The following is a 23,231-nucleotide window of genomic DNA, read 5'->3' as shown; positions in this document are numbered from 1 at the left end:
GGAGCCCCCGTCCGCGGGCCCGCGTTGTCAGTGGGCGGTCGTACGGTGGTCGGCATGAACAGCGATGCGCGGTGCGTCGAATGGTCGGTCGTCGAGAGCGACATCGGCCCGCTGCTCCTGGCCGCCACGGGCCAGGGCCTGGTGAACGTGGTGTTCCACGCCGATGAGGCGGTGCGCGAGCGGGCCGTGCGCGCGCTGGCCGCCCGCCTCGGCACTGAGCCCGCCCCGGCCGTGCCCGGCAGGCCGGGCCCGCTGGAGGAGCCCATACGCCAGATCGAGTCCTACTTCGCGGGCGGGCTGCGGGAGTTCACGCTGCCGCTCGACTGGTCGCTGTCGTCCGGCTTCAACCGGCAGGTGCTGCGCGAACTGGCGGCGGGCGTGCCCTACGGGGCCGTGGTGGGGTACGGGGATCTGGCCCGCCGCGTCGGCCAGCCCGCGGCGGCCCAGGCCGTGGGGGCGGCCATGGGGTCCAACCCGCTGCCGGTCGTCGTGCCCTGCCACCGCGTGGTGGAGAGCGGCGGCGGGCTCGGCGGATTCGGCGGCGGACTGGAGACCAAGAGACGGCTGCTCGCGCTCGAAGGAGTGCTGCCGCAGCCGCTGTTCTGAGCGACGGCGCTCCCCGGGCCCACCTGTTTCGGACGGGCGTACGAGCTGGCACACTGCGCCGGTGACTACGCTCCCCGACGCTTTCGACGCCGGCTGTGCGGCGCCCGATCAGGCTGCCCTGCCCGCGCTGCGGCGCCGCATCACCGCCGTCCTGATCGCGAGCCAGATCCTCGGCGGGCTCGCGAACGGCACGGGGATCGCGCTGGCCGCCGTGCTGGCGGCCGAGGTCAGCGGCAGTCAGGCCCTGTCGGGGCTCGCCTCGGCGTCCATGGTGGCCGGGCCCGCGCTGCTCGCGATGCCGCTGGCCGCGCTGATGACCCGGCGCGGCCGCCGCCCGGGGCTGCTGCTCGCCTACCTTCTCGCGACGGTCGGCGCCGTGGTCGTGGTCACCGGAGCGGTCCTCGCCAGTTTCCCGCTGCTGCTGTCCGGCATGGCCGTCTTCGGCGCCGGTTCCCTGGGCAACCTCCAGGCCCGGTACGCCGCCGCCGACCTCGCCGAGCCCGAGCGGCGGGCACGAGCCATCTCCACCGTGGTGTGGGCGACGACGGTCGGTGCCGTGCTCGGCCCGAACATAGCCGCGCCCGCGGGCCGCAGCGTCACCCGCTTCGGCATACCGGCGGCCGCGGGCCCGTTCGTGTGGGCGGCCGGGGTGTTCCTGCTGGCGGCCGTGCTCGTCGGCGTACTGCTGCGGCCCGACCCGCTGCTCACCGCCCGCGCGCTGGACGGCGGCGCGGCGCAGCCCGCAGCGGCCCGCTCGCTGCGGGCCGGGGTCACGGCGGTCAGGAACTCGCCGCGGGCGCGCCTGGCGCTCGTCACCGTCGCCGTGTCGCACACCGCCATGGTGTCGATCATGTCGATGACGCCGGTCGCGCTGACCCGGCACGGCGCGGACATCGAGCTGATCGGCCTGGTCATCAGTCTGCACATCGCGGGGATGTACGCGTTCTCGCCGGTGATGGGGTGGCTCGCCGACCGGCTCGGGCGGCTGGCCGTGATCGGTCTGGCGGCCGGACTGCTGTGCTGCGCCGCCCTGTTGGCGGGCACCGCGGGCGGGAGCCACGGACAGACCATGGCCGGGCTCTTCCTGCTCGGCCTCGGCTGGTCGGCGGGGCTCGTGTCGGGTTCGGTCCTGCTGACCGACTCGGTGCCGGGGCCCGCCCGCGCCGCCGTGCAGGGCCTGTGCGATCTGACCATGAACGTGGCGGCGGGGCTCGGCGGCCTGGCGGCCGGTCTGGTCGTGGCGCGGGCGGGCTACGGCTGGCTGAACGCGGCCGGTGCCTCGCTGCTGCTGCCGATGGCGGCCCTGACGCTGTTCACCTCCCGGCGGCCCGCGGATCGGGGGCCGGGCGGGGCCGCCGCCGCTACAGACTGATGTGGTAGGCCTTGCGCAGCGTCTCGTGGACGGTCCAGGTGGTGCGGTCGCCCGCGCGCAGCACGCAGGCGTCCCCCGGTCCGATCTCCAGGGTGTCGCCGCCCTCCACCTCGACGGTGGCGCGTCCGCTGACGACCACGAAGAGCTCGTCGGCCTCGGTGTCGGTCACCACACCGGGCGTGATCTGCCAGATGCCCCGGATCTGCTTCCCGTCCGGCGACTCCCACAGCACCTTCCCCGTCACCTCCGGGGCGCCGGAGACGATCTGTTCGGGAGCGAGCGGCTCCGGTTCCAGCTCGGCGTCGCCGACCCGCACGGCGAAGGAGGCGGGCCCGAGCGGGGCCCGGCCCAGCGGTGCGTCGCCGAGCGGCATGACAGAGGGATGGTCCAGGGGGCTCATGGCCGGTCAATCTAGCCGGGCCGGGCCCGGACGTTGACCGACAGTCCGGCCAGGTCCGGGGCCTCCCGCGCGACAGTCTGTCCAGCGCGTCCCCCGGGTCTCGTACACGAGCGGGCAAACAGGCCCGTCCGGCGCGGAGTTGGCCCCCATCGGCGTGCGCCGCGCGGTTCCGGCCGCCCGGGGGCCCGGCCCGTGCGGCAGAACGTTTACCCGGCTTCCGGGCGCGCCAGGGATGGGACATGCCCTTTGACGACGTACCTGATGAGACCACGGTGTCGGAAGAAGTGCGGACGGCTCTCGCCGAGGGCCGCCCGGTCGTCGCTCTGGAGTCGACGATCATTTCGCACGGCCTCCCCCGGCCGCGCAATCTGCGGGTCGCCACCGAGCTGGAGCAGCTGGTACGGGCCCGGGGAGCCGTTCCCGCGACCATCGCCGTGCTCGACGGACGGCCCCGGGTGGGTCTCGACAAGGCGCAGCTGGAGCGGGTCGCCAACGAGGAGTTGCGCAAGCTCGGGCACCGCGACCTGCCGATGGCGCTGGCGACCGGCGCGAGCGGCGCGACGACCGTGTCGGGCACCGCGTTCCTGGCCGCGCGGGCGGGCCTGCGCGTCTTCGCGACCGGCGGTCTCGGCGGCGTCCACCGCGCGTGGACCGAGACGCAGGACGAGTCGGCGGACCTGCGGCTGCTCGCCAGGACGCCGATCGCGATGGTGTGCGCGGGCGTGAAGTCCATTCTCGACGTACCGGCCACGCTCCAGCGCCTGGAGACACTCGGCATCGGCGTGCTGGGCTACGGCACGGACCGTTTCCCCGGGTTCTACCTCGCCAGCTCCGGCGAGCCCGTCGACTGGACGGTGCACACCCCCGGCGAGGCCGCGGACGTGCTGCGCGCGCACCGCTCGCTCGCGCTCGAATCGGCGGTGATCGTGGCCAATCCGGTGCCCGAGACCGAGCAGCTCGACCCCCGGCTGCACGACGAGGTGCTCGCGGCGGGTCTCGCCGCCTGCCGCGCCGCGGGCCTCACGGGCCAGGCGGTCACCCCCTTCCTCCTCGACTACCTGGTCGAGCACACGAACGGGGCCTCCCTCGAGGCGAACGTGGCGGCGGTCCGCGGGAACGTGCGGCTGGCCGCGGACATCGCGGCCGCGCTGTGACCGGTGCCGGGCCCGGCTGCGCGAATGGTGGGCTCCTCGTCGTCGGGGACGTGGTCACCGATGTGGTCGCCCGCCACCGCGGGCCGCTCGCCATCGCCACGGACACCGTGGCCGACATCCGTACGGTGCCGGGCGGGGCGGGCGCCAACGCGGCCTGCTGGGCGGCCCGTTCGGGCTGCCCGGACGTGCGGCTGCTCGCCCGGGTCGGGCAGGACACGGCCGGCTGGCACGACCTCCGCCTGCGCAGCTGCGGCGTGCGCCCGCTGCTGATCCCGGACGCCGACGCACCCACCGCGACCGTGATCGCCCTGGTCGACACGGCGACGGCGGAACGCACCTTTCTGACCGACAGCGGCGCCGTGCACCGCATGAACCCCGCCGACTGGTCGCCGGACCTCCTCGACGGCATCGCCCACCTCCACCTCTCGGGCTACCTCCTGTTCGCCGACCGGAGCCGTCAACTCGCCCTCGCCGCGAGGGAGTCGGCCCGCCGGGCCGGGGTCACCGTGAGCCTGGACCCGGCGTCGACCGGCTTCATCGGAGCCCTGGGCATCGAGCGGTTCCTGGACATGACCGAGGGCGCGGACGTCCTGCTCCCCAACGCGGACGAGGCGGCCTTCCTGACCGGGCTCCCGGAACCCGCCGACGCGGCGGCCAAGTTGAGTCGCCGGTTCCCGCTGGTGGCGGTCACGCTGGGGACGGCCGGGGCGCTGGTCGCGTCCGCCGGGGAGGTCATCGCGAGGGTCGCGGCACCGGAGGTGGTGGCCCTGGACTCCACGGGCGCGGGCGACGCCTTCACGGGCGCCTTCCTCGCCGCCCGCCTGCGGGGCGCGCCCCCTGCCGAGGCGGCGGAGGCGGGGTGCCGGGCAGGGGCCCTGGCCGTGAGGGTGGTGGGAGGACGGCCGCCGCTGGGTTGGGAGTGACAACCGACGGAATCTGTCACCTGCCCTCTGTCGTTCGCCGTCCGTCATTCGTCACCCTCAGTCCGTCATCCGCCATCCCTCATCCGTCCTTCGCCATCCGCCATCTGTCATCTGTCATTCGTCATCCCCTATCTGTCATTGATCATCCCCCGTCTGTCACTCCCCAGGCCGGATGCCGAACGTCGTCGACCCGTACCACCACATCGGCCGCCTCGGCCGGTCGCACCTCCGTGTCGTACCGAGCGAAGGCGGGAAGCGTCCAGCGGGCACGCTCGTCGGTTCGGCGGCGCAGCGCGGACGGAGACAGGCGGAGGTGCACGGTGAGGTCGAAGGGGAACCAACGACCCAGGAGCATCGGGCCGTGCACGAGCAACACCCCTCCTTCCGGGAGTGATTGGTAGGGGCTTCGGGTGGCCCGGTCGGTCGCCGGGTCCCACAGATCGGGCAGCACGCGACCGGTGCCGCCCGGGTCCAGCGGCCCGAAGACCTCCCGCCACAGCGCGCCCGTGTCGAACCAGCCGTCGTAGTACGTGTCCGGGTCCTCGCGGCCGAATTCGTACCGTAGCGAGGCGGGGCGCAGGAATCCCTCGGTGGAGACGGCGAGGACGGACCTGCCGCGCAGGCGGAGCGATTCCGCGATGCGCCGGGACAGCTCTTCGGGGCGGGCCGCCGGGGCTCCGTCGACGCCGATGCGCAGCCATGGCCCGCCGTCGGCGGGCTTCAGGCCCATGACCCGCTCCGCGAGGGCGTCGGTCAGCCGTTCCCAGGTGATCGCTTCGAATCGCACGCCCCCATCATGCGCGGTGCCTTCTGCGTACGCGGCTTCCTGACCGCCGTCGGAGGCCGCGAGAGCCCGCCTTCCGACGTTCATGCCCCACCCAACCCCCCTTGTTCCACGGGCCATTGGGCGGGGCATCAGAGAAGGGGAGGAGCCCGAAGGGCCCCGCGCGTCCACCGACGGAGAGTCGACGGCCGACCGGCCGCACAGCCCCCGCGCGGGCGGCAGACGGCTGGACCATGCCGAGCGACTGCCCCCACGGTCGAACCCGGCCGGCCGGGCGACCTCCCGCAGGCGACACACGTGGCCGCAGGTGATCACGAGCACCACGCCGCACGCACACGCGACCGTCCCCGCAGGGTCGCGCACCAGGAGGAGGCCGTCGCCATTCTCGTCATAGAACCCCGCCGGCATCACCGGTGCGCCGCATGCGATCGCGGTCCGCTCAGACGTCTCGTCCTGGAGTCCGGCTCGCCGCACTGCCTGGACTGTGCGGACCTGGGACATCTGGTCTTCCTGCCGCGCGGAGACACCGCGCTCACCCGCCGCGCCCGCGCGGGCAGTTCACTGTCCGCCGTCGTGGTCCGCTTCAACCGGCGCCGGCGGCGCTACGAACGCCAGGGCGTCTTCGTCGAGGAGACCGCGCTCGTCGCGGCGGAGACCGCGTGCCTGGCCGACGCGGAGGCCCGGGCCCGTCGGCGGGCACGCGACGCGGAGCGCCGGGCCGCGCAGGACGTACGGTTCACCGTCGAGCTGACCGCCGAGATCCTGCGGCTCTTCCCCAGCTGCCCGGCCGAGCGGGCCCGCGACATCGCCGAGCACACCTCGGTGCGCGGCAGCGGCAGGGTGGGCCGGTCGGCGGCGGGCCGGGCACTGGACGAAGGGGCGGTGACGGCGGCCGTCCGCGCCTCCGTCCGCCACTTGGACACGGAGTACGACGCGCTGCTCATGGCGCGGGTCCCGCACAACCGGGCGCGGGCCCGGGTCGCCGCCGCCATCGACGCCGTGCTGGCCTCCTGGGCGCGGGAGGAGACCACGTCCGAGGTGCCGGACGAGGTGTCCGCGCCGCCGGGCGAGATGTCCCCCGTGCCGGGCGGCCGCGTGAAAGCGCCGAACGAGCTGACATCTTGGGCGCCGGAAGACCGGCCCCTTGCGTAAGAATTTCGCCTCGGCGGGGTCGGCACGTTCCTCCTGCCCGTGCGCCTGGAGCACCCGGGCCTGAGAGGCTCGATGCACTGGCGGGCGGCGGTCCTGCTGGTCTCGCTGGTTTGGGCCCGGAAACCCGCGAGTCGGTGACGGCCTCGGGCGGCTGAGACCGCTACGAAAGGGGCATACGCCTCACCCGCGACGCGAACGGATGCCCGGCCTCCGCAACTCCCCTCCCTTTCAGGCCACTTGGAGCACCGGCGTGGGTATCCCTCCCCCATGACGACTGCGCCGGACCGCCCCTTACTGCTCCTCGACGTGGACGGCCCCCTCAACCCGTACGCGGCCCGCCTCCCCCATCTGCGCGGCTACCGCACCCACCGGCTCCACCCGTCGAACTGGCTCTCCCGCCAGACCCCGGGCTCCCGCCCGCACCGGCGCGGACTGCGCGTCTACCTCAACCCGGCTCACGGGCCCCGCCTGCGCTCCCTGCCGTACGAACTGGCCTGGGCCACCACGTGGATGAACGAGGCGAACGAGATGATCGCCCCCGCCATCGGCCTCCCTGCCGACCTCCCCTTCATCGCGTGGCCCGAACTCTTCGCCACCGACCCGGACGGCTTGTACTGGAAGACCAGACCGCTGCTGAAGTGGGCCGCGGGACGCCCGTTCGCCTGGGTCGACGACATGATCACCGATCTGGACGAGACCTATGTGCGCGACACCCATGACGCGCGCGCCCTGCTGGTGCGGGTGCACCCGCGCCGGGGCCTGCGGGAAGCCGACTTCACCAGGCTGATCGAGTGGGCTGCCCACACATGAGCCCCGCCCCGAGGGTTCCGCCCTGCGTTTCTGCTACGCCCCCCTCGCGGGTCAGCCGCCCAGGCGGGCTGTGAGGGCGCCGACCGGGTCCGGGTCCGGGGTGCCGCGGGGCCACCAGTCCTCCCTGCCGGGGTCGGACTCGTAGCCGTACCAGAGGCCGTCGCGTCCGTAGCGGAGCTGGATGGTGGGGGTGGTGAGGCGGTTGCGGCTGGGCCGGAAGTCGGGGAACCCGGCGGCGCTCAGGGCGGGGCGGGCCCGGTCGAAGGGGCCCGCGGGTGGGTCCCAGGGGGCTTCGAGCACGGCGAGCGCCTCGATGCCGCCCTGCCGCCAGGCGGCCACCGCACGTGCCAGGTCGGTGGGGGTGCGGTCGGTGGCCCGGGTCAGGGAGGTGTAGAGGGCGCGGGTCGCCGAGGTGAGGCCGGAGCCGGGGTGGGCGGCGGCCAGCCGGACCGCGTCCTGCCACGGGGACAGCGGGGCGATCGGATCCTCGCCGGTGGCCAGGAACGTGTGGGCGCGGATGGCCGCCTCGGTGGCGAGGAGGTCGAGGGAGAGCGGGTCGGGGCCGCCGTGCACCTCGGGGAAGGCGGGCGGGTGGCCCGGCCGGGGCGGCGTGGGAAACGGCGGCGGAAGGGGCGGAAGCGTACGCGGCTGGACCGCCGTACGGGCCTGCACGGCGGGCAGTTGGGGCAACGGGGCCACCCGCTCCACGGCCATGCGGGCGGCGTTGCGCCGGGTGAGCGCGGCGAGCACCTCCTGCTCGCCGCGCCCCCGCATCAGCAGCAGCACGAACGGGTCCTCGTCCAAGAGCCGGGCCGCCTGGTAGCAGAGGGCCGCCGCGTGCTTGCAGGGGTAGCCGTCGTCGGGGCAGGAGCAGTCGGGGATGAGGTCGCCCGAACCGGGCAGCAGTGCCGCCTCGTCGGCCAGCGCGTGCGGAAGGTCCTTGTCGAGCAGTGCGGCGATGTGCGCCGGCGCCCGGGCCGCGGTGTCGAGGAAGTCCTCCCACGCCTGGTCGGGCAGCGTGCGCAGCCGCAGCTCCGTACGGTAGGGGCGCGGGCGGGAACCGTGGACGTACGCCGTGATCCGGCCCGGCGTGACCGTGATCGCGTCGACGTGGCCGGCTTCGGCGTAGGCGCGTCCGCGGGCCAGCCGGGCGGCGTCCAGGGCGAGTTCCTCCAGGGCCTCCACCCAGGCGTCGCCCCACCACGTCCCGCTCCGCTGCGACCGGGCGCCCAGCGCGGGATAGGTGCGGCGGCGGTCGTCGTGGCGCGGGGCGCCGATCGGCGCACGGGGGGTCATGAGGCCCTCCGCAGGGAGATCAGGTCCGCCAGTTCACGGTCGGTGAGTTCGGTCAGGGCGCTCTCTCCGGAGCCGAGGACCGCTTCGGCCAGCCGGCGTTTCTGTTCCAGCATGTCGGCGATGCGGTCCTCCACGGTGCCCTCCGCGATCAGGCGGTGGACCTGGACCGGCTGGGTCTGTCCGATGCGGTAGGCGCGGTCGGTGGCCTGCTCCTCCACGGCCGGGTTCCACCAACGGTCGTAGTGGATGACATGGCCCGCGCGGGTGAGGTTGAGGCCGGTGCCCGCGGCCTTGAGGGAGAGGATGAACACGGGCACCTCACCGCTCTGGAAGGCGTCGACCAGCCGGTCCCGCTCGCTCACCGGCGTTCCCCCGTGCAGCAGTTGGGAGGGCACACCGCGGGCGGTGAGATGGCTGGAGAGCAGGCGGGCCATGGCGACGTACTGGGTGAAGACGAGCACCGAGCCGTCCTCGCTGAGGATGGTGTCCACGAGTTCGTCGAGCAGGGCCAGCTTCCCCGAGCGCGCCGGCAGCCGTGGCGACTCCTCCTTGAGGTACTGCGCGGGGTGGTTGCAGATCTGCTTCAGGGCGGTGAGCAGCTTCATGATCTGGGCGCGGCGGGCGATGCCCTCGGAGGCCTCGACGGCCGCCATCACCTCGCGGACCACCGCCTCGTAGAGGGAGGCCTGTTCACGGGTGAGCGGCACGGGGTGGTCGGTCTCCGTCTTGGGAGGCAGCTCGGGCACGATCCCCGGGTCGGACTTCTTCCTGCGCAGGAGGAAGGGGCGGACCAGGCGCGACAGGCGCACGGCGGCGTCCTCGTCCTCGCCGTTCTCCACCAGCCGGGCGTGCCGGGACCGGAACGCCTTCAGGGGGCCGAGCAGCCCGGGCGTCGTCCAGTCGAGCAGCGCCCACAGCTCGGAGAGGTTGTTCTCCACCGGGGTGCCGGTGAGCGCGATCCTGGCGGGGGCCGGGATGGTGCGCAGCGCCTTGGCGGTCACCGAGAACGGGTTCTTGACGTGCTGCGCCTCGTCGGCGACCACCATGTTCCAGCTGTGTGCGGCCAGTTGGGGCGCGCTGCCGCGCATCGTGCCGTACGTGGTGAGGACGAAGCCGCCTTCGCAGCCCGCGAGGCTGCGGCTGCTGCCGTGGAAGCGGCGCACCGGGACGCCCGGCGCGAACCGGGCGATCTCGCGCTGCCAGTTGCCGAGCAGCGAGGCCGGGCAGACCACGAGGGTGGGCTCGGTGCGGGCCCGGCGCAGGTGCAGGGCGATCACGGTGATGGTCTTGCCGAGACCCATGTCGTCGGCGAGGCAGCCGCCGAGGCCCATCGAGGTCATCAGCTCCAGCCAGGCGAGGCCGCGCAGTTGGTAGTCGCGCAGGGTCGCGTCGAGGCCCGGCGGCTGTTCGGCCGTGGCGGGTCCCTCCAGGAGCCGGTCGCGGAGCACCGCGAGCGCTCCAGCCGGGACGGCCTCGACCGTCTCGCCGTCGACCTCCGCGGTGCCGGTGAGCGCGACGGACAGCGCGTCCACGGGGTCGAGCAGGCCCAGGTCGCGCTTTCTCGCCTTGCGCACGAGCTCGGGGTCGGCCACCACCCACTGGTCGCGCAGCCGCACGATCGGGCGGTGGGCCTCGGCGAGCGCGTCCATCTCGGCGTCGCTGAGCGGTTCGCCGCCGAGGGCCAACTGCCAGTTGAAGGTGAGGAGTTCCTCGGCGTCGAAGAACGATGTGCCGTCCGTCGCGGAGCCGGGCGCGGGCCGTACCACGGCGGTGGCGCTGAGGGTGCGGGCCAGCTCGCGCGGCCAGTGGACGGCGATGCCCGCCGCGGCCAGCCGCGCCGACGCCTCGCCGAGCAGTTCGTACAACTCGGCCTCGGTGAGCGGCAGGACGTCCGGGACACTGCGCTCCAGGAGCAGCCCGAGTGGCGGCCAGACGCGCGCGGCGCGGCGCAGGGCGAGCAGCGCGTCGATCCGCGCGCGCGGGCCGAAGGCTTCAACCCCGCTTCCATTGGCGGCTGTTGAGGTGGCGGCCGCTGCCGTGACCGTGCCGCCCGCTGCGGGATCGCCCGCCGACGCTCGTCCCCGGCGCCGTCCGGCCCCGCTCTCCGTGGCGGCCCCGCTTTCGGTGTCGCCGTCCGACCACAGGCGCCCGGCGTCGACGACCAGGGTGGGGTCGGCCAGGCTGTGCACCTGGACGATCGCCGAGCCCGCGCGCCGCGCCTCGCCCTCCTCTTCGGACGCGGTGTCGAACAGCTCGTATCCGGAGAGGTCCAGGCGCAACGAGACCCGTACGCCCGCGTCCATGCCCGCGGCCGCCTCCGCTGCCCAGGCTCGGGCGGCGGGCAGGTGCTGGGCGGCGGCCGCGGCGAAGGGCGCGCCCGCCGCGTGGGCGGCGGCCGGGGTGCGCGGCAGGGTGTCGGCGACGGCGTCGAGGAACGCCCGGACCAGGGCCTCGGGCTCGGGCAGCCGCAGTGCGCCGCGGCCCGGGACGGGGACGCCGTACGCCTCGTACGGCATGGCGGCGGCGATGGCGCGCAGCTGGGCGATGTCGTCGGCGTCCAGCGGTCCGGCGCGCCAGGCGTCGTGCTGGGTGGCGGTGAGGCCGGGCAGCAGCCTGCCGCGCGCGAGGAGGTGCAGGGCGTGCAGCGCGGCGGCGCCCCAGCAGGCGGCCGCCGGATGGGCGGCGGGGTGGCGGCGGGCTCTGACCAGGATCGGGAGTGCTTCGGCGACCGGCACGAGGAGGGCGGCGACCTTGCGGCTGCGGGCGCCCGCGCCGTGGCGGCGCACCATGGTCAGCTCCGTGACCTCGGCCCCGGGCGGCCCCTGGGGCACCGGCCCCTGGCCCGGATCCCAGAAGGCGACCTTCCCGTCGCGCGGCAGACCGGCGGGCAGGAACACGGCGGCCGCCGACACGTCTGGCCACCGCGAGGGTGCCGGCTCCGGCGCCGTACCGGCTTCGGGGGAAGACGCGAGAGCGCCGCGGAGGGCGGGCGCCCCGAAGACGGGGGCGGGCCGCTCGCGCCAGGCGGGCCCGGCGTCCGGCGAGACAACCGGCCCCCGCCCGGGGTGGCGCACAGGTGTCGGCTGGTCCATCGGCCGGTCACCTCCCTTCGTCCGCGGGTCAGGATCGTCGCGTGGTCCGCGACTGATCTACGACCTTACGGGCGAGGTCTGACAATGGGCCGCGCGACCTCAGCGCACCCCCTCCCACAAGGCACGTTCCTCGCCGCGAAGATCATTTTCCACGCTGGGGACGGTGTCGAAGACCATGGTGGCGCGCGTCTGACGGTCGTAGGGCGCCCAGCCCGGGTCGCCGGTCTTCGCGAAGTCCACCCAGGCACCGTGCATCGCGTCGGCGAGGGACTGCGGGGGCCGCTCGCCGAGCATCGGCGCGTACGTCGGGTCGTCGAGCCGGTCGAAGACGTAGGCGAGCTCGGACGCGTGGCAGGCGCCGAGCCGGCCGCCGAGGGCCGGGGAGCGCCGGGCGAACTCGTACACATAGGAGCCCGGCACCGACTCGGCGACGCGCAGGGCGGGGATCCGGTAGAACCAGTCGGTGGTGACCGCGTCGAACAGTTCGCCGGGCACGGCGCCGGGGCGGCGCTCCGCGTACACGGGCAGCGCCTTGTCCGGGTCGAGGCCGTACGCCGCCGTCGCGGTGCGCAGCTTGGCCTGCGGCAGCACGTCGAGGCGCTCGGTGGGCACCAGGAACAGGCGGTACTCCTCGCGGTTGCTGCCGGTCAGGAACTGCACCCCGCAGTCCGCGCCCGGCAGCGGCAGTTCGTCGAGGACGGGCTCGAACGGCATCATGTTGAGCGCCGCCTCGCCCCACACGGCCGGATCGGGGCGGGCCCCGATCTCGCCCCGCAGCTCCGCCTGCGCGGGCAGCAGTGTGTCGAGGGGGACGGCGGCGAACTCCTCCGCCGTCGCGCCGATGCCGAGCTTCTCGGCGAGCCTGGCCGTGATCAGTTCGGCGGAGGCGGGCCGCAGGAAGTGGTGGGCGGCGCCGCTCTGCAGGATCGCGCGCCGGAACAGGCCCCTGGCGCGGGGCATGGACAGCAGCGCGCCGATGCTCATGGCGCCCGCCGACTCGCCGAAGACGGTCACCTGCCCGGGGTCGCCGCCGAACGCCTCGATGTTGTCGCGGACCCACTCCAGGGCGGCGATCTGATCGAGCAGTCCGCGGTTGTCCGGCCGGTCGGGCAGCCTCAGGAAGCCGTCGGCGCCGAGCCGGTAGTTGATGCTCACGTACACCACGCCGTCGCGGGCGAAGGCGCTTCCGTCGTACGCGGACACCGATCCGGAGCCGTTGGCGAAGGCCCCGCCGTGGATCCACACCATCACCGGGAGGCCGCCGCCGGGCGCCGGGTGCGGGGTCCAGACGTTGAGGTTGAGGCAGTCCTCGCCCTGGGGGGCCTCGTCGGGGATGAGCACGTCGAAGGGCGGCGCGTAGCGGGCTCTGGGCACACTCGCCCCACAGGAGAGCGCGTCGCGCACGCCGTCCCAGGGGGCGGCCGGTCCCGGCGCGTGGAAGCGCGCCTCCCCGAAGGGGGGCGCGGCGTACGGGATGCCGAGGAAGGCGGCCACGTCCTCGGCGACGAGTCGTCCTCGGACCGCGCCCTGGTGGGTCGTGCGGATGGGTTCCATCAGGTTCGTGCGCCTTCCGACAGGGTGGCGAGCAGTGCCGCGCCGAACTCCTCGGGACGTTCGACATGGACCGCATGCCCGGCTCCGGGCACCGCAATCTCTCGTACCCTGCCGCCGGCCCGGGCGTAAAGGCCCAGCGCGTGGCGGGTCTGGGCGAGCATCGGCTGGGCCTCGGTGCCGTCCCAGCCCGGCACCGCGCCGAGCGCGCCGAGATGGGCGAGGTCGAACAGCGAGGTGTCGGAGACGATGACGTCCTCCTCGCCCCGGATCCAGGTCACCGGCGGCAGGACGGGCAGGGTGTGCAGGTCGTCGAGGCGGAAGTGCGTCGGGGCGAGGCAGTTGAGCACGCCCCGGGTGCCGGGGGCCACGCCCGGCCAGGTGTCGCAGACACGGCTGTCGCCCGGATAGTGGTCGTCGCCCACATGGGTCGTCAGCATCGACGCGACCAATTCGTCCTCGCGGGCCGGGCGCACCGGAGGCTTGACGTAGCAGGTCGCGAGGACGTGCCGGGGCGAGAGCGGGGAGTCCTCGCCCCGGTCGCCCTCCCGGAGGAGCCGTACGAAGTCGGGGTGGGCGGTGCCGCCGCCGGAGCCGGCCCCGTCGGGCGAGTTGAGCCGCCCGTCCGCGCCGTGGGTGCCGCCGAAGCCGTACGGCGAGACCGGGTTGACCAGGGTGACGGAGCGGACGGCCGTCGGCCGGTCCCGCAGATACTGCAGCACCACGCCTCCCCCCATGGACCAGCCCACCAGATGTGCGCGGTCCACATGCAGGGTGTCGAGCAGTGCCGCGAGGTCGTCCGCGTAGTCGCGCAGGCCCCGGGTCGCGTCGACCGGCAGCGGGTCGGTGCCGCCGAAGCCGCGCAGATCGACCGCCAACGGGCGGTAACGCTCGGGCAGTTCGAGCAGGGTGTCGCGCCAGAACACCGAGGACGAGACGTTGCCGTGGACGAAGACTACGGTCTCCGCGGAGCCCTCGGGGTCCGGGGTCACCTGGAGGATCTGCTGGGTGAGGCGGGCGGTGGGGACCCGCCGGGTGGTCAGGGTGCGCATCGGGGGGTCCTCACGGGAGTGCGAGCCAGGCGGCGACCTGGGCGGCGGACGTGCTGTCCCAGCCGAGTTCGAGATGGTTGGCGCCGGCCACGGTGGCCGTGCCGCCCACGGTGGCGAATCCGGTGGTGTCGAGCGCGCTGGACACGAAGACGACTCCGTCGCTGGGGCCCCGGTTCTCGTTGTAGATGCCCACGACGTTCGGCGAGCCTCCCGCCAGCAGATAGGCGGTGACGGAGGAGGGGACCCCGGCGCGCCGCAACGGCGTAACCAGCGAACCGGCGTCCACGGCCGACTGGATGCCGTCCCCCGCGGTGGAGAAGCCCTGGCCTCCGTAGTAGGTCGTGTACCAGTCCTGGGCGGACTGGTCGACGCCGTACACCCCGTCCCAGCGGGCCAGCATCTGGCGCTGCCCGGGGTAGTCGTCGTAGCCGCCGGACGGCGTCATGGAGAACTCGGGGTGCGCGGTGTACGTGCCGTAGCAGGTCATCCGGGAGTGCGGCGACGGCGCGTTGATCTTGCCGCCACACTCCGGCCAGATGGAGAAGTCGTGCGCCCAGCCGTGCGCGTAGGGGTAGTCGTAGCCGCCGTTGGGGCCGCCCAGCGTGATCAGTTTCCGTACGTCACCTGCGTAGGCCCGCCCCCAGGACGGCTTCACCGACGACACATAGGCGCGGGTCGACATCTCGCCCTTGCTCCAGCCCACCAGGTCGACCTTGGCGACGCCCAGCTTGGCCTTGATGGCGGCGACGGCGTCCCCCACGGCCTGCGCCTGCATGAGGTTGTCGCCCTGCTTGTGGGCGAAGCCGATGGCGAAGACGCGCCGGCCGCGCGCCGACAGGTACTGCATCAGGCCGGTGGAGGGGCAGGACAGCGCGCCGCAGCCGTAGCCGCCGGACTCCCCCGGATTGGCCCAGGCCCGGTCGGCGGTGTCGTTGGCGCCGTGCACGAGCAGCACGGGAACGCTCTGGGCGCCGGTGTTCCAGCCGGGCGCCGAGTACAGCAGGAACCGGTCGGAGCCCGGCCGCGAGACGCCGCCGAAGTACGTCACGCGCACGCCGTCCTGGTCACCGCGGCCGTCCGGCGGATAGCCCTCGGCGGCGCCCGCCGCGAATCCGGCGGTGGTGTCACGGAAGCGCTCGACCTTCTCCCAGCCGTTGGTCACCGTCCCGGCGCCGTAGCTCGCCTCGACCGAGAGGTAGGAGGGGTAGGCGGTGGCCCCCGCGGCGCTCGCGGTGCCGCCCGCGCCGAGCAGCCCCGCGAGCACGGCCGTGACGGCGCCGACCACTCCCCATCCGGCCCGCTGTCCGTAGCGCACGCTCATCCCCCTTTGTCTCGCCTTGTCTCGCCTTGTCTCGGCGAACGCGGACGCCCTGCCCCCGTCCGCGTAGACGCTAGGCAGCACACGGCCGACGCGGTGATGTGTGCGCGCCACACAAGAGGAAAAGGAACTGTGGGGCTTCGGCACTCTGTCGCCCGGCCGGGCTATCCACGGCGCACACCGGATGCCGGGAGGGCGGTCAGGGGGCAGGCTGACCACACTGACCGCCGCAGCCATGCCGTACAGACGAGGACCGCTCATGTCCGTGCCCGCGTCCCAGTCCCCCGCCCGCCGCCGTCGCCGGACGCGGATCGCCGCCGGTGCCGCGCTGCTCGCCCTCGCCACCACGGCCTGCTCCAGCCTCGGGCGGACGGCGATCGGCACCATCTCCTACTCGATCGGTCCCGAGACGACCGTCACCCTGACCAGCCCGAAGGTGAGAGGCTGCCACCGGCTCCCCCCGTCCGGTACGACCGGGCTCTCCAACAACACGCTGGTCGACATGGTCATGTACAGGACGCCCGACTGCACCGGCAAGGACACCACGTACATCGGCAGCAGGCTCACCAACAACGTCGCGCCGAAGGCCGCGCCCTGGCGCAGCTTCAGCTTCGTGCACTGAGCCGCCTTCCGCCGACGGTGCCCCTGCCGCGCCTACAGCTCGAACCAGCCGTGGCCCAGATACCAGTGGCCGCCGTCCAGGAGGTGCCGGGTGACGGCGCGCTGGACGGCGGTGTCCTGCGGAAGGCCCGCCACGGGAAGCTCCGGGTCGCCGAAGACGAAGCCGACGGGTTCACGGTCGGACGGCTCGTCGTCCTTGTAGGCGGTACGGAACAGGTCTTGGAAGCCCAGGATGTTGGAGTGCTCGGGAAGGTGGTCGCGCAGCTGGTCGTCGAGCAGCCAGGAGTGGCACGCGCCGATCCGGTAGCGCTCCTCGGGGAAGTGGCGGGCGAAGAACCTCCTGGCCCGGTCGATGGAGTCCGCGCACGCGGCGGGCGTCAACGGGCCCTGGTAGTCCGGGATGTGCAGGTCCAGGCAGGGTTCACCGGGTTCCACGTCGAGCCCGGCCGCCGCGATGGCCCGGCTCGTGCGCTCGCCGAGCCGTGAGCGCTGGAACTGGAGCCGGCCGAGTTGGTAGATCTCGCCCCGGAAGTGCAGCCGCAGCCAGCCGGGCACCGCGAGGCCGCCGATTCCGCGCCGCCGGTGGTGCAGTGCGATGTGCCGGCCGAGGTCGGCGAGCGTGCGGCGGGCGATGTCCTCGGGGATGCCCCGCTCGCGGTGGTAGGCCCTGACGTGCGGCAGCGCGGCGACCGCGACGTACACGGGGAACCAGCGCTCGAGGTCGCCCAACCCCTCGGGCAGGGCGGGCAGTTCGGGGTGGACGCCGACCGCGCCGATGTCGTGGACGAGGATCCGCGCCGAACGCTCCAGGAGCTCGGCGAGCTCGGGTTCGGCGGCGAAGCGGGCAGCCAGCGAGGTCAGTTCGTTGATGTCCTCGTGCGGTACGGCGAGGTCGAGCAGCGTCTCGGGGAGATCGTCGAGGAGCAGCATGCGCGCCACCCTAGCCACCCGGATCGTCCCGCGCCGCCGCATTCGCGGACGCGCCCGGCACCGGCATACCGTCCGGATCCCTCGTGCCCTGCGGCTTTCGCCTCCGGCCCAGCGGGTACACCCCCTGTAGAGGCGATCACCATGCCGCGCACCGGTAACGAACCGATCACCGCCCGCAGCCCCCTGCGGATGCGGCTCTGGCTGAGCATCTGGGGCCTGATCTGGGCCGCCGGAGGCACGGTCGGCTTCGCGCTGGAGGGGCGGCCGGGGTGGATGGCGGCCTGCGCGGCCCTGACGGCGGTGATCGTCGTCGACCTCTTCATGATCATCCGCCATATCCGGCAGGGCCCCCATTACCAGCCGGGTCGCGACGTGCCGCCCTACGAGCCGCCGCGCACCCGCCGGCCCTGAGCGCCGGTTCCTGTGCGGGTCCGGCTACTCGGCCTCGTCCTCGAAGCGCGCCGCCGCCAGGTACTCCGGCTTCGGATCGAGGGCCGCGGCCAGCCGGAAGTGGCGCTTGGCCTGGTCGGGCCGGGCTTCGCGCTCGTAGGTGCGGGCCAGGGCGAAGTGGGCGAAGGCGTTGTCCGGCTCACGCTCCAGGACCAGCTGGAACTCCAGCTCGGCCGAGCGGAGTTGGGCCGCGGCGAAGAAGGCGCGGGCCCGCAGCAGACGCGCCGCGGTGTTCTCGGGGTGGGCCGCGATGACCGAGTCGAGAAGTTTGACGGCGCCACGCGGGTCCCGGGCGGCCAGGAGTTGCTCGGCCGCGCGGTAGTCGATGACGTGCGTCTCGGGGGTGCTCTCCGCCACCTGCCTGTCCTTTCCCTCGCTGGGCGTTGTCAACGCCATGCCCAGCCCGGGTATTCCGTACGCCTGTGAAGTCGATCGCGCGCGGGCGTGCGCCTCACAGGGCGGCCGCGGCCAGTGTCAGCCCCAGCAGCACGATCGCCGCGCCCGCCGCCACGAACGCCCGGTCCACGGCGGTGCGTTCGCGGCCCAGGACGACGACGGTGCGCGGGTCGGCCGGATCGTAGGACACGCGGACCGTGCTGCCCGGCGGGAGGGGCTCGCGGCGGCTGGGCGGGACCGGGGAGGGAAGTTCGAGGACGTGGCCCTCATCGGTCTCGAACTGCAGAAGGGGCCGCTCGGCGCCCTGCGGTGCCGGTTTCACCAGCGCCCACGCGAACGCGCCCGCCCGCTGGACCCGCCGACTCTCCCGCAGCCCGTACGCCCCGGCGAGGAGCGCCACCAGACCGCCGAGCACCGTGAAACCCGCCAGTACGAAGACCACACCCGGATCGTAATCCGCCCCGGTGACCTGCGGCGGGCCAAGTCGCGCAAACCCAGCACGACGAGCGAATCCCCTACGGCTCCGATACGCGCCGGTGCGCCGGCCCGGCGGGGCTCGCACTCCCCCGGCGCGCGGGGCGCGCACAAGCGGATTCGCGGCCGCTCGAGACGACCGCGCCCCGCCCTCCGCATGGGGCCGCCGGGCGAGGGCCTCCCCCTACTGTCCCGCCCGGTCCACCAGCTCCGTCCACACCTTGCGCACCTGCGGCTCCAGCGCCTCCAGGGGGCCGTCGTTGTCGACCACCAGGTCGGCGACGGTCAGGCGCTGGGCGCGGTCGGCCTGGGCCGCCATCCGCGCCCGTGCCTCCTCGGGCTTCATGCCGCGCAGCCGCACGAGCCGGTCGAGCTGGGTCTCGGGGGTCGCGTCGACGACGACCACCAGGTCGTACAGCGCCGCGAGGCCGTTCTCCGTCAGGAGGGGTACGTCGTGGACGACGACCGCGTCGGGGCCGGCCGCCGACTCCAGTTCGGCGGAGCGCGCGCCGACCAGCGGATGCACGATCTTGTTCAGGACCGCGAGCCTGTCCGGGTCGGAGAAGACGATGGCGCCCAGCTTGGGGCGGTCCAGGGTGCCGTCCGCGGACAGGATGTCGGGGCCGAACGCCTCGACCACGGCCGCCAGGCCCGGGGTTCCGGGCTCGACGACCTCCCGCGCGATCCTGTCCGCATCGATCAGCACGGCTCCGTAGGAGACGAGCAGCCGTGACACTTCGCTCTTGCCGGCGCCGATACCGCCGGTCAGGCCCACCTTCAGCATGAGCGGAAGCTTAGGCGCCCGCCGCTAGGCGTCGCCCTCCCGCTCGGCCAGGAACCGCTCGAACTCGCGGCCCAGCTCCTCCGCCGAGGGCAGATCCGCCGGTTCGGCGACCAGGTTGCCGCGCGATTCGGCGCCCGCCACCGCGTCGTACTGGTGCTCAAGGCCCTGGACCAGGCTGACCAGTTCCTCGTCGCCCTCGCCGATCTGGCGCTCGATCTCGGTCTGGGTGCGCTGGGCCTCCGTACGGAGACTGTGCGCAACGCTGGGCAGGACCAGGCCCGTTGCCGCCGTGACCGCCTCCAGGGCGGTCAGCGCCGCGTCCGGGTAGGCCGAGCGCGCCACGTAGTGCGGCACATGCGCGGCCACCCCCAGGACGTCGTGGCCGGACTCCATCAGGCGGTACTCGATCAGCGACTCGGCGCTTCCGGGCACCTGCGCCTCGTCGAACGGCGAGCGGTGTCCTGGCATCAGGTCCGTGCGGTTGCCGTGCGGCGTGATGCCGACGGGACGGGTGTGCGGCACGCCCATGGGGATGCCGTGGAAGTTGACCGAGAGGCGCACACCGAGGCGCTCGACGATCTGGCGCACGGCGAGCGCGAAGCGCTCCCACTCGACGTCCGGCTCGGGGCCCGACATCAGCAGGAAGGGCGCGCCCGTGGCGTCCTGCACCAGGCGGACCTCCAGGGCGGGCACCTCGAAGTCGGTCCAGCGGTCGCGCCGGAACGTCAGCAGCGGGCGCCGGGCGCGGTAGTCGACGAGGCGGTCGTGGTCGAAGCGGGCCACCACTTGGTGGGGCAGCGTGTCCAGCAGCTTCTCGACGATCTGCTCGCCGGTCTCACCCGCGTCGATGTAGCCGTCGAAGTGGTACAGCATGACCAGGCCTGCCGACTCCTGCGCGAGCGCCATGTCGACGACGGCGAGGCCCTTCGGCTCCCATTCGTACAAATCCTGCGGATCAAGCACGATTACCGCTCCTCCTCGTGTTCATCAGGAAGAACGACCGCCAGGACGCGGGCATTCCCGTCCCCGCCGCTTTCACAGAAAGCCGTGCGCGGCCCGGTGAACGGTCGCGGGGCACGCGTCCAGTCTGCCGGGCGGCACCCGGCCGCCGCGGGAACACCGGACAACTCGGCTGCGGATGAACCGGGTTGACGCCCCGGCCGGACCCGTTCGGCCCCACGGCCCGGGACATGCGACAAGGCCCGCTCCCCCAAGGGAGCGGGCCTTGCTTTCAGCTATCTACCAGCCGAGGTCAGAGCGTCAGCTCTGGCCGCCCGCCAGCTTCTCGCGCAGGGCAGCCAGCGCCTCGTCCGACGCCAGGGCGCCGGAGTTGTCGTCCGACTCCGAGGAGTACGAACCGCCGGAGACGCCCGCCGGGGCACCGGCCGGGGCGGCAGCACCCTCGGCAGCGGCGGCCTCGTCGGCCTCGCGGGACTTGATGACCTGGGCCTGGTGCTGCTCGAAGCGCGACTGCGCCTCGGCGTACTGGCCCTCCCACGCCTCGCGCTGGGTCTCGTAGCCCTCGAGCCAGTCGTTGGTCTCGGGGTCGAAGCCCTCGGGGTAGATGTAGTTGCCCTGGTCGTCGTAGGACGCGGCCATGCCGTACAGGGTCGGGTCGAACTCGACCGACGCCGGGTCGGCACCGAAGGACTCGTTGGCCTGCTTCAGGGACAGCGAGATCCGGCGACGCTCGAGGTCGATGTCGATGACCTTGACGAAGATCTCGTCGTTGACCTGGACGACCTGCTCCGGGATCTCCACGTGGCGCTCGGCCAGCTCGGAGATGTGGACCAGGCCCTCGATGCCCTCGTCGACGCGCACGAACGCACCGAACGGAACGAGCTTGGTGACCTTACCGGGGACGACCTGCCCGATCTGGTGCGTACGGGCGAACTGCTGCCACGGGTCCTCCTGCGTCGCCTTCAGCGACAGGGAGACACGCTCGCGGTCCATGTCCACGTCGAGGACCTCGACGGTGACTTCCTGGCCGACCTCGACAACCTCGGACGGGTGGTCGATGTGCTTCCAGGAGAGCTCGGAGACGTGGACGAGACCGTCGACGCCACCCAGGTCCACGAAGGCACCGAAGTTGACGATCGAGGAAACGACGCCGGAGCGGACCTGACCCTTCTGCAGGGTGGTGAGGAACGTCTGGCGAACCTCGGACTGGGTCTGCTCGAGCCAGGCGCGGCGGGACAGGACCACGTTGTTGCGGTTCTTGTCCAGCTCGATGATCTTCGCCTCGAGCTCCTTGCCCACGTAGGGCTGGAGGTCGCGGACGCGGCGCATCTCGACGAGGGAGGCCGGCAGGAAGCCACGGAGGCCGATGTCGAGGATGAGACCACCCTTGACGACCTCGATGACGGTGCCGGTGACGATGCCGTCCTCTTCCTTGATCTTCTCGATGGTGCCCCAGGCACGCTCGTACTGAGCGCGCTTCTTCGAGAGGATCAGGCGGCCTTCCTTGTCCTCCTTCTGGAGAACCAGGGCCTCGATCTCGTCGCCGACCTTGACGACCTCGTTCGGGTCGACGTCGTGCTTGATCGAGAGCTCGCGGCTCGGGATGACACCTTCGGTCTTGTAACCGATGTCGAGCAGGACCTCGTCCCGGTCGACCTTCACGATGACGCCGTCGACGATGTCGCCGTCGTTGAAGTACTTGATCGTCTCGTCGATCGCGGCGAGGAAGGCTTCCTCGTTACCGATGTCGTTGACCGCAACCTGCGGGGTGGTGGCGGTGGTCTCGGTGCTGCTCGTCATGTGGGAAAGGGCTCCGGTTACGGACAGAAAGTCGTAGGTACTGCCACGCCGAGAGCCCGTATCGCCTCTGCAGAAGCCGGACAGCCTGGGAAGCGCCTCTCCGGGTCGGTCCGGATGGCGCCTCGACAACCGAGGGGACATACAACAGATGGAAGCGCGCCTGCTACGTCTGAGGTGCGCAGGCTCGCAGCGCAACTTGTAGCATACGGGGGCAGCCGGACACGGTCAATGCGCGAAGGCGCACACCCGGGGCGGATCCCCGCATTCCCGGCACAACTAAGGTTCCCCGAGGCCACGATGGGCCCCGCAGACCTCTTTTCGAGACCTTCGAGAACACGAGGTCGCGTTCCGCGCAAACTACAACGACGGACACGATGAGCCAAGAGATCCAAGCGTACGAGTCCGATAACGGCTCCGATTCCGGGCCCGAGGCGACCCGGCGTGCCGCCGGGGACACGGAGAGCAGCCGGGCCAGTCGCGGCTGGTGGGACCGCAACGCCGACGAGTACCAGACCGATCACGGGGCGTTCCTCGGGGACGACCGGTTCGTCTGGGGCCCCGAGGGCCTGGACGAGGCGGACGCCCGCCTCCTCGGCCCGGCGGAGTCCCTGAAGGGTCTCGACGTCCTGGAGATCGGGGCGGGCGCCGCCCAGTGCTCGCGCTGGCTGGCCGCCCAGGGCGCCCGCCCGGTGGCGCTCGACCTCTCGCACCGCCAGCTCCAGCACGCGCTGCGCATCGACGGAGGCACGTTTCCGCTGATCGAGGCGGACGCGGGCGCCCTGCCCTTCGCGGACGCCTCCTTCGACCTGGCGTGCTCGGCCTACGGCGCCGTCCCCTTCGTGGCCGACCCGGTGAAGGTCTTCCGCGAGGTGCGCCGGGTGCTGCGCCCCGGCGGCCGCTGGGTCTTCTCGGTCACCCACCCCATCCGCTGGGCGTTCCCGGACGAGCCGGGCCCCGAGGGCCTCTCCGTCGGCGCCTCCTATTTCGACCGCACGCCCTACGTCGAGCAGGACGAGAGCGGCCGCGCCGTCTATGTGGAGCACCACCGCACCCTGGGCGACCGGGTGCGGGACGTGGTCGCGGGCGGCTTCCGCCTGGAGGACCTGGTCGAGCCGGAGTGGCCGGCCTGGAACGCGCAGGAGTGGGGCGGCTGGTCCCCGCTGCGGGGCAATCTGATCCCCGGGACCGCGATCTTCGTGTGCGTACGCGACTGAACCCGGCAGAAACCGACTGAACACGGCTGAACGCGGCAGGACGGGGCAGGACGGGGCTCGCCAATCCCGGGCCGGGCCTCCCGGCCCGGGAT

The 23,231-nt window shown here is 73.1% G+C and carries 22 protein-coding genes; 9 read left to right on the top strand and 13 right to left on the bottom strand.

The features are described from left to right. The first annotated feature begins 54 nt into the window (after positions 1 to 54). Both DT019_RS07540 and DT019_RS07535 read left to right on the top strand, forming a co-directional pair. Entirely contained in the window at positions 55 to 606 is a 552-nt protein-coding gene (locus DT019_RS07540) for a methylated-DNA--[protein]-cysteine S-methyltransferase (protein ID WP_114035849.1), read from the top strand. Between the two features lie 61 nt (positions 607 to 667). After that, a complete protein-coding gene (locus DT019_RS07535) occupies positions 668 to 1,978 on the top strand; it encodes an MFS transporter (protein WP_223279340.1) in 1,311 nt (436 codons plus the stop codon). On the opposite strand, the gene DT019_RS07530 is transcribed toward DT019_RS07535, so the two are convergent. After that, positions 1,968 to 2,351: a cupin domain-containing protein gene (locus tag DT019_RS07530; protein ID WP_114035848.1), complete on the bottom strand. Its 384-nt coding sequence runs from the start codon at positions 2,349 to 2,351 to the stop codon at positions 1,968 to 1,970. The two genes, DT019_RS07535 and DT019_RS07530, sit on opposite strands and share 11 nt — an antisense overlap. Before the next feature lie 266 nt (positions 2,352 to 2,617). Here DT019_RS07530 and DT019_RS07525 point away from each other — a divergent pair, with 266 nt between their 5' ends. After that, the gene (locus tag DT019_RS07525) at positions 2,618 to 3,532 is read left to right on the top strand and encodes a pseudouridine-5'-phosphate glycosidase (protein ID WP_114035847.1); all 915 of its coding nucleotides are present in this window, start codon (positions 2,618 to 2,620) and stop codon (positions 3,530 to 3,532) included. After that, complete coding sequence (locus DT019_RS07520) at positions 3,529 to 4,455, top strand: carbohydrate kinase family protein (protein WP_114035846.1); 927 nt, start codon at positions 3,529 to 3,531, stop codon at positions 4,453 to 4,455. Before DT019_RS07525 ends, DT019_RS07520 begins: the two co-directional genes overlap by 4 nt. Before the next feature lie 142 nt (positions 4,456 to 4,597). Here the strand turns inward: DT019_RS07520 and DT019_RS07515 are convergent, their stop codons facing one another. Continuing rightward, entirely contained in the window at positions 4,598 to 5,242 is a 645-nt protein-coding gene (locus DT019_RS07515) for a uridine kinase (protein ID WP_114035845.1), read from the bottom strand. Positions 5,243 to 5,536: 294 nt separating this feature from the next. On the opposite strand from DT019_RS07515, the gene DT019_RS07510 reads away from it, so the two are divergent. Next, complete coding sequence (locus DT019_RS07510; protein WP_411292690.1) at positions 5,537 to 6,391, top strand: DUF2293 domain-containing protein; 855 nt, start codon at positions 5,537 to 5,539, stop codon at positions 6,389 to 6,391. Positions 6,392 to 6,658: 267 nt separating this feature from the next. Further along, positions 6,659 to 7,201, top strand: a complete 543-nt coding sequence (locus DT019_RS07505) for a hypothetical protein (protein WP_114035843.1) — start codon at positions 6,659 to 6,661, stop codon at positions 7,199 to 7,201. 51 nt (positions 7,202 to 7,252) lie between these two features. Here DT019_RS07505 and DT019_RS07500 read toward each other — a convergent pair whose 3' ends face one another. The 5 genes from DT019_RS07500 to DT019_RS07480 form a co-directional block, all read right to left on the bottom strand. After that, positions 7,253 to 8,497 (bottom strand): SWIM zinc finger family protein, encoded by a 1,245-nt coding sequence (locus tag DT019_RS07500; protein WP_114035842.1) that lies wholly within the window; start codon positions 8,495 to 8,497, stop codon positions 7,253 to 7,255. Continuing rightward, a complete protein-coding gene (locus DT019_RS07495) occupies positions 8,494 to 11,409 on the bottom strand; it encodes a DEAD/DEAH box helicase (RefSeq protein WP_114035841.1) in 2,916 nt (971 codons plus the stop codon). The genes DT019_RS07500 and DT019_RS07495 overlap by 4 nt, the downstream gene beginning before the upstream one ends. Positions 11,410 to 11,688: 279 nt before the next feature. Then, on the bottom strand, positions 11,689 to 13,143 hold the full coding sequence (locus DT019_RS07490) for a carboxylesterase/lipase family protein (protein ID WP_114035840.1): 1,455 nt from the start codon (positions 13,141 to 13,143) through the stop codon (positions 11,689 to 11,691). Further along, the gene (locus DT019_RS07485) at positions 13,143 to 14,192 is read right to left on the bottom strand and encodes an alpha/beta fold hydrolase (RefSeq protein WP_114035839.1); all 1,050 of its coding nucleotides are present in this window, start codon (positions 14,190 to 14,192) and stop codon (positions 13,143 to 13,145) included. The genes DT019_RS07490 and DT019_RS07485 overlap by 1 nt, the downstream gene beginning before the upstream one ends. Positions 14,193 to 14,202: 10 nt before the next feature. Beyond that, complete coding sequence (locus DT019_RS07480) at positions 14,203 to 15,513, bottom strand: esterase/lipase family protein (RefSeq protein WP_223279339.1); 1,311 nt, start codon at positions 15,511 to 15,513, stop codon at positions 14,203 to 14,205. Between the two features lie 256 nt (positions 15,514 to 15,769). Between DT019_RS07480 and DT019_RS07475 the strand changes: the two genes are divergently transcribed. Continuing rightward, positions 15,770 to 16,132 carry a hypothetical protein gene (locus tag DT019_RS07475; protein WP_114035837.1) on the top strand — a complete coding sequence of 121 codons (363 nt, stop codon included), beginning with the start codon at positions 15,770 to 15,772 and terminating at the stop codon, positions 16,130 to 16,132. A 32-nt stretch (positions 16,133 to 16,164) separates the two neighbouring features. Here the strand turns inward: DT019_RS07475 and DT019_RS07470 are convergent, their stop codons facing one another. Beyond that, positions 16,165 to 17,061, bottom strand: a complete 897-nt coding sequence (locus tag DT019_RS07470; protein ID WP_114035836.1) for an acyltransferase domain-containing protein — start codon at positions 17,059 to 17,061, stop codon at positions 16,165 to 16,167. Positions 17,062 to 17,202: 141 nt separating this feature from the next. Here DT019_RS07470 and DT019_RS07465 point away from each other — a divergent pair, with 141 nt between their 5' ends. After that, the gene (locus DT019_RS07465; RefSeq protein ID WP_114035835.1) at positions 17,203 to 17,472 is read left to right on the top strand and encodes a DUF6343 family protein; all 270 of its coding nucleotides are present in this window, start codon (positions 17,203 to 17,205) and stop codon (positions 17,470 to 17,472) included. A 24-nt stretch (positions 17,473 to 17,496) separates the two neighbouring features. Here DT019_RS07465 and DT019_RS07460 read toward each other — a convergent pair whose 3' ends face one another. The 5 genes from DT019_RS07460 to rpsA all read right to left on the bottom strand — a co-directional run bounded on the left by DT019_RS07460 (position 17,497) and on the right by rpsA (position 21,925). Then, positions 17,497 to 17,907 (bottom strand): tetratricopeptide repeat protein, encoded by a 411-nt coding sequence (locus DT019_RS07460; RefSeq protein ID WP_114035834.1) that lies wholly within the window; start codon positions 17,905 to 17,907, stop codon positions 17,497 to 17,499. A gap of 55 nt (positions 17,908 to 17,962) precedes the next feature. Then, on the bottom strand, positions 17,963 to 18,349 hold the full coding sequence (locus DT019_RS07455; protein ID WP_114035833.1) for a DUF3592 domain-containing protein: 387 nt from the start codon (positions 18,347 to 18,349) through the stop codon (positions 17,963 to 17,965). A gap of 216 nt (positions 18,350 to 18,565) precedes the next feature. Then, the gene (gene coaE, locus DT019_RS07450) at positions 18,566 to 19,165 is read right to left on the bottom strand and encodes a dephospho-CoA kinase (protein WP_114035832.1); all 600 of its coding nucleotides are present in this window, start codon (positions 19,163 to 19,165) and stop codon (positions 18,566 to 18,568) included. Positions 19,166 to 19,189: 24 nt separating this feature from the next. Next, on the bottom strand, positions 19,190 to 20,128 hold the full coding sequence (locus DT019_RS07445; protein ID WP_114035831.1) for a PAC2 family protein: 939 nt from the start codon (positions 20,126 to 20,128) through the stop codon (positions 19,190 to 19,192). Between the two features lie 297 nt (positions 20,129 to 20,425). After that, on the bottom strand, positions 20,426 to 21,925 hold the full coding sequence (gene rpsA / locus DT019_RS07440) for a 30S ribosomal protein S1 (protein ID WP_100574468.1): 1,500 nt from the start codon (positions 21,923 to 21,925) through the stop codon (positions 20,426 to 20,428). Positions 21,926 to 22,299: 374 nt separating this feature from the next. Between rpsA and DT019_RS07435 the strand changes: the two genes are divergently transcribed. Beyond that, positions 22,300 to 23,139, top strand: coding sequence for a class I SAM-dependent methyltransferase (locus DT019_RS07435; RefSeq protein WP_114035830.1), 840 nt, complete (start codon positions 22,300 to 22,302; stop codon positions 23,137 to 23,139). Positions 23,140 to 23,231: the final 92 nt, after the last annotated feature.

The sequence above is a fragment of the Streptomyces sp. SDr-06 genome (assembly GCF_003324565.1).
GTDB lineage: Bacteria > Actinomycetota > Actinomycetes > Streptomycetales > Streptomycetaceae > Streptomyces.
This window is presented reverse-complemented; position numbering and strand designations above follow the sequence as displayed.

Coding starts and splice junctions, on each gene's coding strand:
- DT019_RS07500 (WP_114035842.1), bottom strand. CDS start 8,497: ATGACCCCCCGTGCGCCGATCGGCGCCCCGCGCCACGACGACCGCCGC.
- DT019_RS07435 (WP_114035830.1), top strand. CDS start 22,300: ATGAGCCAAGAGATCCAAGCGTACGAGTCCGATAACGGCTCCGATTCC.
- DT019_RS07460 (WP_114035834.1), bottom strand. CDS start 17,907: ATGGCGTTGACAACGCCCAGCGAGGGAAAGGACAGGCAGGTGGCGGAG.
- DT019_RS07480 (WP_223279339.1), bottom strand. CDS start 15,513: ATGAGCGTGCGCTACGGACAGCGGGCCGGATGGGGAGTGGTCGGCGCC.
- DT019_RS07490 (WP_114035840.1), bottom strand. CDS start 13,143: ATGGAACCCATCCGCACGACCCACCAGGGCGCGGTCCGAGGACGACTC.
- DT019_RS07475 (WP_114035837.1), top strand. CDS start 15,770: ATGTCCGTGCCCGCGTCCCAGTCCCCCGCCCGCCGCCGTCGCCGGACG.
- DT019_RS07505 (WP_114035843.1), top strand. CDS start 6,659: ATGACGACTGCGCCGGACCGCCCCTTACTGCTCCTCGACGTGGACGGC.
- DT019_RS07530 (WP_114035848.1), bottom strand. CDS start 2,351: ATGCCGCTCGGCGACGCACCGCTGGGCCGGGCCCCGCTCGGGCCCGCC.
- DT019_RS07470 (WP_114035836.1), bottom strand. CDS start 17,061: ATGCTGCTCCTCGACGATCTCCCCGAGACGCTGCTCGACCTCGCCGTA.
- DT019_RS07465 (WP_114035835.1), top strand. CDS start 17,203: ATGCCGCGCACCGGTAACGAACCGATCACCGCCCGCAGCCCCCTGCGG.
- rpsA (WP_100574468.1), bottom strand. CDS start 21,925: ATGACGAGCAGCACCGAGACCACCGCCACCACCCCGCAGGTTGCGGTC.
- DT019_RS07485 (WP_114035839.1), bottom strand. CDS start 14,192: ATGCGCACCCTGACCACCCGGCGGGTCCCCACCGCCCGCCTCACCCAG.
- DT019_RS07525 (WP_114035847.1), top strand. CDS start 2,618: ATGCCCTTTGACGACGTACCTGATGAGACCACGGTGTCGGAAGAAGTG.
- DT019_RS07540 (WP_114035849.1), top strand. CDS start 55: ATGAACAGCGATGCGCGGTGCGTCGAATGGTCGGTCGTCGAGAGCGAC.
- coaE (WP_114035832.1), bottom strand. CDS start 19,165: ATGCTGAAGGTGGGCCTGACCGGCGGTATCGGCGCCGGCAAGAGCGAA.